Source organism: Photorhabdus hindustanensis, from assembly GCF_002968995.1.
GTDB lineage: Bacteria > Pseudomonadota > Gammaproteobacteria > Enterobacterales > Enterobacteriaceae > Photorhabdus > Photorhabdus akhurstii.
In genome coordinates, this window is record NZ_PUWT01000012.1 from 36,992 (window position 1) to 48,726 (window position 11,735).

At 42.6% G+C, this 11,735-nt stretch carries 9 protein-coding genes and 1 pseudogene; 6 read left to right on the top strand and 4 right to left on the bottom strand.

The window, feature by feature from the left end:
• Positions 1–3 precede the first annotated feature (3 nt).
• From mukF to C6H66_RS05165, 4 genes are all read left to right on the top strand, one after another.
• A complete protein-coding gene (mukF, locus tag C6H66_RS05150) occupies positions 4–1,326 on the top strand; it encodes a chromosome partition protein MukF (protein ID WP_065390852.1) in 1,323 nt (440 codons plus the stop codon).
• Complete coding sequence (gene mukE, locus C6H66_RS05155; RefSeq protein ID WP_105394979.1) at positions 1,307–2,029, top strand: chromosome partition protein MukE; 723 nt, start codon at positions 1,307–1,309, stop codon at positions 2,027–2,029. The genes mukF and mukE overlap by 20 nt, the downstream gene beginning before the upstream one ends.
• Positions 2,026–6,474, top strand: coding sequence for a chromosome partition protein MukB (gene mukB / locus C6H66_RS05160; protein ID WP_105394980.1), 4,449 nt, complete (start codon positions 2,026–2,028; stop codon positions 6,472–6,474). Before mukE ends, mukB begins: the two co-directional genes overlap by 4 nt.
• A gap of 128 nt (positions 6,475–6,602) precedes the next feature.
• Positions 6,603–6,872 carry a type II toxin-antitoxin system prevent-host-death family antitoxin gene (locus C6H66_RS05165; RefSeq protein ID WP_036806818.1) on the top strand — a complete coding sequence of 90 codons (270 nt, stop codon included), beginning with the start codon at positions 6,603–6,605 and terminating at the stop codon, positions 6,870–6,872.
• 402 nt (positions 6,873–7,274) lie between these two features.
• Here C6H66_RS05165 and C6H66_RS05170 read toward each other — a convergent pair whose 3' ends face one another.
• On the bottom strand, positions 7,275–7,922 hold the full coding sequence (locus C6H66_RS05170; RefSeq protein ID WP_105394981.1) for a hypothetical protein: 648 nt from the start codon (positions 7,920–7,922) through the stop codon (positions 7,275–7,277).
• Between the two features lie 183 nt (positions 7,923–8,105).
• On the opposite strand from C6H66_RS05170, the gene C6H66_RS05175 reads away from it, so the two are divergent.
• Together C6H66_RS05175 and C6H66_RS05180 are read left to right on the top strand one after the other, a co-directional pair.
• The gene (locus tag C6H66_RS05175; RefSeq protein WP_036806824.1) at positions 8,106–8,801 is read left to right on the top strand and encodes a helix-turn-helix transcriptional regulator; all 696 of its coding nucleotides are present in this window, start codon (positions 8,106–8,108) and stop codon (positions 8,799–8,801) included.
• Positions 8,802–8,924: 123 nt separating this feature from the next.
• Positions 8,925–9,794, top strand: coding sequence for a hypothetical protein (locus tag C6H66_RS05180; RefSeq protein ID WP_105394982.1), 870 nt, complete (start codon positions 8,925–8,927; stop codon positions 9,792–9,794).
• 411 nt (positions 9,795–10,205) lie between these two features.
• Here C6H66_RS05180 and C6H66_RS05190 read toward each other — a convergent pair whose 3' ends face one another.
• The 3 genes and pseudogenes from C6H66_RS05190 to C6H66_RS05200 form a co-directional block, all read right to left on the bottom strand.
• Positions 10,206–11,249, bottom strand: a complete 1,044-nt coding sequence (locus tag C6H66_RS05190) for a fucose-binding lectin II (RefSeq protein WP_105394983.1) — start codon at positions 11,247–11,249, stop codon at positions 10,206–10,208.
• Between the two features lie 62 nt (positions 11,250–11,311).
• Entirely contained in the window at positions 11,312–11,536 is a 225-nt protein-coding gene (locus C6H66_RS25825) for a hypothetical protein (protein ID WP_105394984.1), read from the bottom strand.
• 20 nt (positions 11,537–11,556) lie between these two features.
• A pseudogene (locus tag C6H66_RS05200) lies at positions 11,557–11,735 on the bottom strand (ISAs1 family transposase); the annotation flags it as partial.

The window sequence follows — 11,735 nt, forward strand, 5'->3', positions numbered from 1 at the left end:
ATTATGAGTGAATATTCCCAGACTGTCCCGGAACTGGTGTCTTGGGCTAGGAAAAACGATTTTTCCATCTCCCTGCCCGCAGAAAGGTTGGCTTTTCTGATGGCCATCGCGGTGTTGAACAGTGAGCGTCTGGATGGCGAGATGAGCGAAGGGGAGCTGGTTGATGCCTTTCGTGAAGTTTGCAAAGGATTTGAGCAAACCACAGAATCTGTCGCTGTGCGGGCCAACAATGCCATCAATGATATGGTGCGTCAGAAAATTCTTAACCGTTTTACCAGTGAATTGGCCGAGAGCAATGCAATTTATCGCTTAACCCCGCTTGGGATGGGTATCAGTGACTACTATATTCGTCAGCGGGAATTTTCTACCTTACGTCTTTCGATGCAACTTTCGGTGGTGGCGAGTGAGTTGCACCGGGCTGCGGAAGCGGCAGAAGAAGGGGGAGATGAATTTCACTGGCACCGTAATGTTTTTGCGCCGCTGAAATATTCTGTTGCAGAAATCTTCGACAGCATCGACATGTCTCAGCGCGTAATGGACGAGCAGCAAAGCTCGGTTAAAGAAGATATTGCGGCGTTGCTGAATCAAGATTGGCAGGCAGCGATTGCCAACTGTGAGCAACTGTTATCCGAAACATCAGGAACGTTGCGGGAACTCCAGGACACACTAGAAGCGGCCGGAGATAAATTACAGGCTAATTTGCTGCGTATTCAGGAAGCCAACATGGACAGCGGCGGATCAGAACTGGTTGATAAACTGGTATTTGATCTGCAAAGCAAATTGGACCGTATTATCAGTTGGGGTCAGCAGGCGATTGATTTATGGATTGGCTATGATCGTCACGTTCACAAATTTATCCGTACTGCGATTGATATGGATAAAAACCGGATTTTCTCTCAGCGCTTACGTCAATCAGTTCAACACTATTTTGATAATCCGTGGACCCTCACCATTGCTAACGCCGAACGTTTGTTCGATATGCGGGACGAAGAATTGACGTTACGCAATGAAGAGGTGACGGGTGAACTGCCATTAGAACTGGAATATGAAGAATTCAGTGAAATAAACGAACAGCTGGCAGAAATGATTGAAAAAGCGCTGTTGATATATCGACAGGAACAGCGCCCACTGGATTTAGGTGCAGTGTTAAGGGATTACCTTGCTCAGCATCCGCTCTCTCGTCACTTTGATGTGGCGCGTATTTTGGTGGATCAGGCTGTACGATTGGGTGTGGCAGAAGCGGATTTCTCTGGGTTGCCAGCGGAATGGTTAGCGATTAATGATTACGGAGCCAAGGTACAGGCACATGTCATCGACACATATTGAACAATTTATGCCAGTTAAACTGGCACAGGCGTTAGCCAATTCACTTTTCCCGGAACTGGATAGCCAACTTCGTGCAGGTCGTCATATCGGGATAGATGATCTTGATAACCATGCTTATCTGATGGACTTTCAGGAGCAATTGGAGGAATTTTACGCCCGCTATAATGTGGAGTTGATCCGTGCGCCGGAAGGCTTCTTCTATCTGCGTCCCCGTTCAACGACCTTGATCCCGCGCTCGGTATTATCAGAGCTGGATATGATGGTGGGAAAAATTCTCTGTTATCTCTATCTCAGCCCGGAACGCTTGGCTAATCAGGGGATTTTTACGGTTCAAGAGTTGTACGAAGAGCTGATCTCATTGGCCGATGAGGGCAAGTTGATGAAGTTTGTCAACCAGCGTTCTTCCGGTTCCGATTTAGATAAACAGAAATTGCAGGAAAAAGTGCGCACGACACTAAACCGTCTGCGTCGTCTGGGTATGGTCTATATCCTACCAAATGACAGTAATAAATTTACCATCACTGAGACGGTATTCCGTTTTGGTGCGGATGTACGCAGTGGCGACGATCCTCGTGAAGTCCAACTGAGGATGATCCGTGACGGTGAAGCAATGCCGGTTGAAGGCGGCTTGTCGCTTGATGATAGTGAAAATGATGAAACACCGGATAACTCAGCAGAAGATGCGGGAGATGAACAACCATGATTGAACGCGGTAAATTTCGTTCACTGACGCTGGTTAACTGGAATGGTTTTTTTGCCAGAACATTTGATCTTGATGAATTAGTAACCACCTTGTCAGGGGGGAATGGGGCGGGTAAATCCACCACGATGGCGGCTTTTGTCACCGCGCTGATCCCTGATTTAACCTTGTTGCATTTCCGTAACACCACCGAAGCCGGCGCCACTTCCGGTTCTCGCGATAAAGGTTTGCACGGCAAGTTGCGTGCGGGGGTCTGTTACTCAACACTGGATGTGATTAACTCTCGGCATCAGCGAGTCATCGTTGGGGTGAGGTTGCAACAGGTTGCGGGGCGTGACCGTAAAGTTGATATCAAACCTTTTATGATCCAAGGCTTGCCAACCGCGATCCAGCCGACTCAATTACTGACTGAAAATGTCGGTGAAAGACAAGCGCGTGTATTGCCGCTCAATGAACTGAAAGATCGTCTTGATGAGATGGAAGGCGTGCAGTTCAAACAATTTAACTCCATTACCGATTATCATGCGCTGATGTTTGATTTGGGTGTGATACCTAAACGCCTGCGTTCAGCGAGTGATCGCAGTAAATTCTATCGTCTGATCGAAGCTTCTCTGTACGGAGGTATCTCCAGCGCCATTACCCGTTCCCTGCGCGATTATTTGCTGCCGGAAAATAGCGGTGTTCGCAAGGCATTTCAGGATATGGAAGCGGCGCTGCGTGAAAACCGTATAACACTGGAAGCTATCCGGGTAACTCAATCTGATCGCGATCTGTTCAAGCACTTGATCACCGAAGCAACTTCTTACGTTTCCGCTGATTATATGCGCCATGCCAATGAGCGGCGTACCTATCTGGATCAAGCATTGGCATTGCGTGGAGAACTGTTTGGCAGCTATAGGCAACTGGCAACCGAGCAGTATCGTCATGTAGAGATAGCGCGAGAGCTGACTGAGCAGAATGGCGCTTCTGACGATTTAGAAACGGATTATCAGGCCGCTAGTGACCACCTGAATCTGGTGCAAACCGCCATGCGTCAGCAGGAAAAAATTGATCGTTATCAGGGGGATCTGGAAGAACTTTCCTACCGTTTGGAAGAACAGACAGAGGTTGTTGAAGAAGCGGGAGAGCTACAGGCTGAATATGAAGCCAGAGCAGAAGCGGCAGAACAAGAAGTCGATGAGCTGAAAAGCCAGTTGGCGGATTACCAGCAGGCGCTGGATGTTCAGCAAACCCGCGCAATTCAGTATCAACAAGCGCTACAAGCGCTGGAACGTGCTCGTGAACTTTGCCGGTTACCGGATCTTTCCGCCGATAATGCAGAAAAATGGCTGGAAACTTTTCAGGCTAAAGAGCAGCAGGCGACAGAAGCCCTGTTGGTGTTGGAACAGAAATTAAGTGTTGCAGATGCGGCTCATAATCAGTTCGAACAGGCGTATCAATTAGTCAAAAGTATGGTTGGCGAAATCAGCCGCAATGAAGCGTGGCAGAGTGCTCGTGAATTACTGCGTGATTGGCCGTCACAGCAACATCTGGCGGATCAGGTGCAGCCACTGCGAATGCGATTGTCTGAACTGGAACAGCGCCTAAACAACCAACAAAATGCAGAGCGTTTACTAAACGAATTTTGCAAACGTCAGGGGCGGCAATATCAGGCCGAAGATCTGGAAGGGTTACAGGATGAACTTGAAGCCCGTCAGGAAGCACTGAGCCTAAGCGTTAATGAAAGTGGTGAGCGCCGTATGGAGATGCGTCAGGCGCTTGAACAACTGAAACAGAAAATTCAGTCACTGACTGCCCGCGCTCCGGTCTGGCTGGCTGCGCAGGATACCCTGCATCAGCTATGTGAACAGAGCGGTGAAGCACTGGCAAGCAGCAATGACGTGACGGAGTATATGCAGCGGTTGCTTGAACGCGAGCGTGAAGCGACGGTGGAACGTGATGAAGTTGCGGCGCAAAAACGTGATCTGGAACAGCAGATTGAACGTCTCAGCCAACCAAGCGGTGCGGAAGATAGCCGGATGATTGCGCTGGCGGAACGTTTCGGCGGGGTTTTGCTGTCAGAGATTTATGACGATATCACCATTGATGATGCGCCGTACTTCTCCGCCCTGTATGGACCCGCACGCCACGGCATTGTGGTGCCCGATCTTTCCTTGGTGCGTCCACATCTTGAAACGCTGGAAGATTGCCCGGAAGATCTCTATTTAATTGAAGGTGATCCGCAATCCTTTGATGACAGCGTATTTAATGCCGAAGAGCAGACTAATGCGGTACTGGTCAAATCTTCTGACCGTCAATGGCGTTATTCTCGTTATCCTGAATTGCCGTTGTTTGGTCGCGCCGCTAGAGAAAATCGTTTAGAAGCCTTGAATCTGGAGCGCGACACTTTGGCGGAACGTTACGCCACGCTCTCTTTTGATGTGCAGAAAATCCAGCGTGCGCATCAGTCATTCAGTCAGTTTGTGGGAAAACACCTCTCTGTGGCGTTTGATGCCGATCCGGAAGCGGAAATCCGCGAATTGAGGCAGAGTCACACGGAACTGGAGCGTGAATTATCCCGATTTGAAGAGCAGACTCAACAGCAGCGCCAGCAATATACTCAGGCGAAGGAGAGCCTGACGGCATTAAATCGCCTGATTCCTCAAGTCACGTTATTGCTGGATGAAACCTTGATCGATCGCGTAGAAGAAATGCGCGAAGAGCTGGACGAAGCGCAGGAAGCGGCTCGGTTCCTGCAACAACACGGTTCGGCACTGGTGAAGTTAGAACCGATGGTTGCGGTTCTGCAAAGCGATCCACAGCAGCATGAGCAGTTGCAACAGGACTATGAAACCGCTAAACAGAGCCAGCATCAGGCTAAACAACGGGCTTTCGCGCTGGTGGAAGTGGTGCAGCGCCGTGCGCATTTTAGCTACAGTGATTCTGCCGGTATGCTCAACGAAAATGCGGATCTGAATGACAAACTGCGTCAGCGTCTGGAACATGCAGAATCGGACCGCCGCCGTGCTCGCGAACAACTACGTCAACAGCAAGCGCAATATTCCCAGTTTAATCAGGTGCTGGCATCGCTAAAAAGCTCTTACGAAACCAAACAGGATATGCTGAAAGAGCTGCATCAGGAGATGAAAGAGATCGGTGTTCAGGCGGATGCGAATGCTGAAATGCGTGCTCGCGAGCGCCGTGATCGACTCCATGAAGCGCTCAGTACTAACCGTTCCAGAGTTAACCAGCTTGAGAAGCAGATCGCTTTTTGTGAAGCGGAGATGGAAAGCTTGCAGAAAAAACTGCGGAAACTGGAACGCGATTACCATCAAATTCGTGAACAGGTGGTTTCGGCTAAAGCGGGTTGGTGTGCGGTAATGCGCATGGTGAAAGATAACGGCGTTGAGCGTCGCTTGCATCGTCGTGAACTGGCGTATATGGAGGGCGGCGCGTTACGTTCCATGTCGGATAAGGCATTGGGGGCGTTGCGCTTAGCGGTGGCGGATAACGAACATCTACGTGATGCGCTGCGTTTATCCGAAGATCCGAAACGCCCTGAACGTAAAATTCAGTTCTTTATTGCCGTTTATCAGCACCTGCGTGAACGTATTCGCCAAGATATTATTCGCACTGACGATCCGGTTGATGCCATTGAACAGATGGAAATCGAGCTGGCTCGTTTGACGGAAGAGCTGACTGCCCGTGAGCAGAAATTAGCGATTAGCTCGAAGAGTGTGGCGAATATTATCCGCAAAACCATTCAACGTGAGCAGAACCGCATCCGCATGCTAAATCAGGGATTACAAGCGGTCTCCTTCGGACAAGTCCGTGGTGTGCGGTTGAATGTAAACGTGCGTGAAAGCCACGCGATATTGCTGGATGTGTTGTCTGAACAGCAGGAACAACATCAGGATCTATTTAACAGCCAGCGATTGACCTTCTCGGAGGCAATGGCAAAACTTTATCAGCGCTTGAATCCGCAAGTGGATATGGGGCAGCGCTTGCCGCAAACCATAGGTGAAGAGTTGTTGGATTATCGCAACTATCTGGAACTGGATGTTGAAGTTAACCGTGGATCGGATGGCTGGCTGAAAGCAGAGAGTGGGGCGCTGTCTACCGGTGAAGCGATCGGTACCGGCATGTCTATTCTGGTGATGGTGGTGCAGAGTTGGGAAGAAGAGTCCCGCCGTTTGCGTGGTAAAGATATTTCCCCTTGCCGGTTGTTATTCCTTGATGAGGCGGCGCGTCTGGATGCTAAATCTATCGCTACTTTGTTTGAATTATGTGAGCGCCTGCAAATGCAGTTGATTATCGCCGCCCCGGAAAATATCAGCCCTGAAAAAGGGACCACTTATAAACTGGTGCGTAAAGTGTTTAAAAACCACGAACATGTGCATGTGGTTGGGCTGCGAGGATTTGGACAGGATGTCCCGGCAACTCAATTAATTTCAGATGCTACTGCTTAATTAAATGGATGACTTGCAATAGTCATAAAAATAAAGAGAGTGCGCCACGGATGGCGCAAATAGTTATTTGGCTTGATGTTGTACCCAATGTTTGGGTGTGATTTATACTATATTGAAAAGGTCATATTATGCGGAAGACCACATATAGTGTTGCAAAGGGAAATCTTGCTTCGATTATGGATCAAGCTGTTAAGGATTGCACACCAACATTGATTACCAGACAAAATGGTGGAGATTGTGTCATTATTTCGAGTGCGGAATATGCAAGCCTTGAAGAGACTGCCTATCTGCTACGTTCACCGGCTAACGCTAAACATTTGCTCAAATCATTAGAGCAGGTGAGTAATGGAAATTTACAAGAAAGACAGTCACCAAAGAATCATAAACAAGATCTTTAGCTGCAACCTGTTATTTTAGATAGAAAAAAGGCTTTATTTATGGTCTGATAATTGTCGCTAAACAAAATACCGAGAACAGAGAATAAAGCCGATGATGATTATCTCCACTACAGTAATCTCAGTATGAAAAATAGAACTTACAGTAATCCAATAATCGTTTATGGCTTAATAACTTGATCTTCAATATTAAATTTGAATAATGCATCCTCGTTTAAAGTTCTTGGTAGTAGCATTTTAACAATAGGCAAAAACTTACCTGTTGCGTTTTTATAATCACGCTGATCTTTTTGTGCATCAGCTAAACCTGAATTTTCTGAATAAAAAAGGGCTTCAATAGGTAATTTATTAGGCTCATTTTCTTCCCAGATTGAAATTCTGATTTCATTCTGTTTTGGTGGAGTATTAGGAGTACGTGGAAGTTTTTTTGATACTTTCTAACATTTGATAGAAAGCTATAGCTGGATTATTCACATCTTGAGTAACATTAAATCCACATTGAAAAATATCTTGAGAGTTTACTTTCCTATAATTTTTTATCCAATCATCGGAATTCATCACATTTTGTTCTTGGCAAGATTTACCTTTACCTTTCGCCTTAGTGATATTTTCACCACAACCTTGATTCGCTCTCTCATTTGTATAGCCATCAATAGGAAATGCACACAATACAGAAAAATCGACTCTATCTTTAGGCGCTATATGTTCAGGGAAAATAATAAATCCATTTCTATATCCATAAGCTAAACGTTTAAACTTAGCGTCTTTCCTTAAATATGAAAAAGAAACACCACCACTTTTTATAGATGATGGGCTAGGTTGCCAAAATCTATAATCATTTGAATGTTTAGTGCCACGCAATATAACTCCAGAGCAAAGAAAAGCAGGTGATTGAGCATCACCACAATCTTTAACGGTATTATTATATTGTTGGGTCAATATATTAGCAATATCATTTTGTACATCGATTTTATTTTCTGTTTGCGTGAAAGCAAAAGTATTTTCTGAAAAAAAGACAATACTAAGGAGCAAACCTATGGCAGGCTTTTTCATAAAATCCTCACTTAATTTAAAGTGCGTTAATTGAAATTAAATTGTTCCCCATTTACTTCCTAGTAGAGTTTTTCACTGTTTTGCTTATATCACAACTATCAGATTTGATAGTTGTTCTAGTCAATTATTGGACTAATCTTAGTATTAACGTTTTGAAATATTTAACAATACCCAGGTTAAATTATGATTGACTTATATGAATTTTATTCGGATTGTGTTGTTGAGGAGTTTAATGATCTCCATTTTGTTATTAAAACCATTCAATCTATTACTGATATAGAATGGTATTCTCTCTTTTACTCTTCAACTAAAAGTAATATTAAAGAATCAAATTTCATCACCAATAATGATCAATTAGCCTTAAACTATCAAAAAGATAAATATATCAATAACAATCCAATTTTTGAATATTGCATAAAAAACACTATCCCTTTCATATGGGATTGCAATAAACTAGAAAAAAAATCACTTTTTTCCCATGAAATTAAAGATTATGGAATAAATCATGGCATATCTTTTCCTATGCATGGTATTAATCATGAGTTTGGAATTTTAACTTTATCTTTTTATTGCAAAGAAGATGATTATATAAGGACAATAAATAAAAATTTCAATCAATTAATAGCATTAAGAGACATAATACTACACTATTTAATTATTTTAAAAAACAAAAAAAACAACATTAAATTAAGTAAAAGAGAAAAAGAAGTTTGCTCTTGGTATTTAATTGGAAAAACAACATGGGAGATATCACGCATACTTAATTGCTCAGAAGCAAATATTAATTTTCATTTTAAAAAAATTAGAGAAAAATTTAATGTTAACTCTAGAGGTGCAGCCATAATAAAAGCCATTGAAAATGGTCAAATAGAATTATGAAGCCTTGTTTTGCTATCAATTTTGATAGTTGTGATATAAGAAAAACAGTGAAAAACTTCATTAGGAAGTGAACGGAGAACAATTTAATTTCAATTAACGCACTTTAAATTAAGTGAGGATTTTATGAAAAAGCCTGCCATAGGTTTGCTCCTTAGTATTGTCTTTTTTTCAGCAAATACTTTTGCCTTCACGCAAACGGGAAATGAAACCGATGTACAAAGTGATATTGCTAATATATTAACTCAACAATATAATAATACCGTCAAAGATTGTGGTGATGCTCAATCACCCGCTTTTCTTTGCTCTGGAGTTTTGATGAGAGGGACTCGGCCTGGATTTAAATTTTGGAAGTTAAATCCATCTTCTATAAAAAATAATGGAGTTTCTTTTTCATATTTAAGAAAAGATGCTAAATTTGGCAATACATTTGCTAGCGTAAATGGTTTTATTCTTTTTCCTGAACAGATGGCCCCTGAGGATAAGATTAAAGTTCCTGTATTATGCTCCTATGTTATTGATGCGAATACTTGGGGGCGTCAGGGAAATTATTGTGGCGCACCGCCTAAACCCTCAGATGGAAAATCATGCCAAGATTTTGGTGTTTTCACCGCTCATCAATTAAATAAGGCTATTGTAAGAAAATCTGCATGGGGAGTCTGTGCATTTGATGTTAGACCGACGGCTAAAGATCCAGCAGATGCTTTTTATCAAACATTACTTGCAATGCCTTATCATGGTAATGGTTTAAATTATAATGAGATAGTCGTTCAACCTTGGGATGAGAATAAGCCACAAACATTACCTATTGAAGCCATTTTTTATTCAAACGGTGCAGGTTTAATTAATGCACAAAAAGATCAACGTGATTATAAAGATGCAACAGGTAAATTTTTACCTATTGTTAAAATCGAATTACCTAAAGGTACAAATGTAAAACAGGCAACAGATGCTGTATTTACATTTAACCCTAAAGATCAAGTTGTGAGTCAGTAATATAATATTGTAGTTATACCCTATGGATTTCAAGATGCATCGGAGCGGCAAAGGAGCGAATCCCCGGGAGCATAGGTAACTCTGTGACCGGGGGGAGCGAGTGCAACCAATAAAGAGGCAATTTGAAAGATGACGGGTATATTATGATCAAGCGGTTCAAGGCTGTACACCAACATTGATTACCCGACAGCATGGTGACGATTGCGTTATTACTTCAAGTTCGGAATATGCAAGTCTTGACGAAACCGTTTATTAGTTACGCTCATCAGCTAATGCTAAACATTTACTTAAATCATTAGAGCAGGTAAGTGGTGGGAGTTTGCAGGCAAGAGAGTTAGATAGATAAATGCTTTAATAAAGAAAAAGCGCCAAGAATGGCGCAATAATTATTCGAAACCAAGTATTTTTAGTTTATGTCAAAGGCCAATTTAAAAATACCACACTATCATTGTAATTATTATTGGTACCGTTTTCAGCACCGATAATAGCTGTTCCCGGTTTGCCATCAAATATATTATCGAAATAACGCAGCTTGCATGGTTTGCCATCCCCCTCAATCTCAATACAGATTTTGCCTGTACCTGATGTGTAAGCTTTAGTCGCCATTAGATTATTTTGCCCTTTACCGGTTACTGTATCTACCAGAAGATCGTCAATATATACTTTTACAGTTTGCGAAATATTTGTATTAACGTAGGCTATCAAGCCGAATCGAATACTGTGAGGTAACTGGAAACAATATTTACCCGTATCATTAGTACCACATGTTCCATTACAGACTTTACTATTGCCTCCACTATTGTCTCGGTGACTGCCTAATAAATCAGTATCGACTGATACTGCCGATTGAATATTTTTGAAGGTTAACCCTCTCCAACCCTCATTATCGCTGGAGATGACGATTGGCCCGGCATCAAGTGCATTCAAATTTGGGTCGAACCGAATAAAAGAATCACCTTTGAAAAAATAAATAAAATTTCCATCGATATCTGGCCATGAAATAACAGCACCCAGATTGCTACTAAATGCTGCATATTTCCCGGTCATTCCCCATCGGTCTGAAATAGTATTCATCTCAATTGTGTGTGAATCAATGGTGTAATCTATACAATGCCTGCCTTTAAAGAAACAAACGGTGTTGGTAGTCAATTCTATGGCAGCATCTATTCCATTTTCCAGTTCTGTTCCTTTTAATCCAGGCCAGCCATCTATAATGAAGTTTGGTCCATCAAAGACTTGTGCTTTCACGATATCGAATTTAAGATACAGTGAACCTTTAAAAAAATATAGAAAACCATTTAAATTAATAGTATCGTCAATATATCTTTGAAACCCAGAAGGCAGGTTGGGCCAATCTTTATTGATGGGTTGGGGATAACCCATGTATGCATTTAAACATTGATTGTTGAACTTAATGTTTTTTTCATTCAGGAAGAAGTAACTAGATATATTCATTGTTATATATCCTTTGTGATTAGGAAGTGATAGATAATTTAAATATTTTTAGTGCAATGAAATTAAAGTTTCATAATAAGGGCTAATAAATAGTAAGGTGGAATGATATCAATACTATGATTATGTGCCGGGGATGATGCTGTTGCCGGGTGATTATGTCCTTGTCCTCCCCCTGTGTTTGATGTATATGCGTAACGAGGGTCGCTGCCAGGACTCATTACTGTTTCAGTGTGATTACGTATTTGCTCAATATTATTGCCGCCAGGGTTAAAAGGGCCATATCTCATCAGGGCAACCGCATGAATGCTTAAATATTATTCAGATTAGAAAATCCTGCTTGTACGACTTGTTCCAGAAATTGCGTTTTCATCCAGGCTCGCATTCGTTTCTTTCTTATACTTAATTTGCTGCCTTCTGTTTTCAGCATATTCAAGGCAATTCGCCTCAATATCGCGATATTTTCCGCCGCATTTTCTCGATAAATCT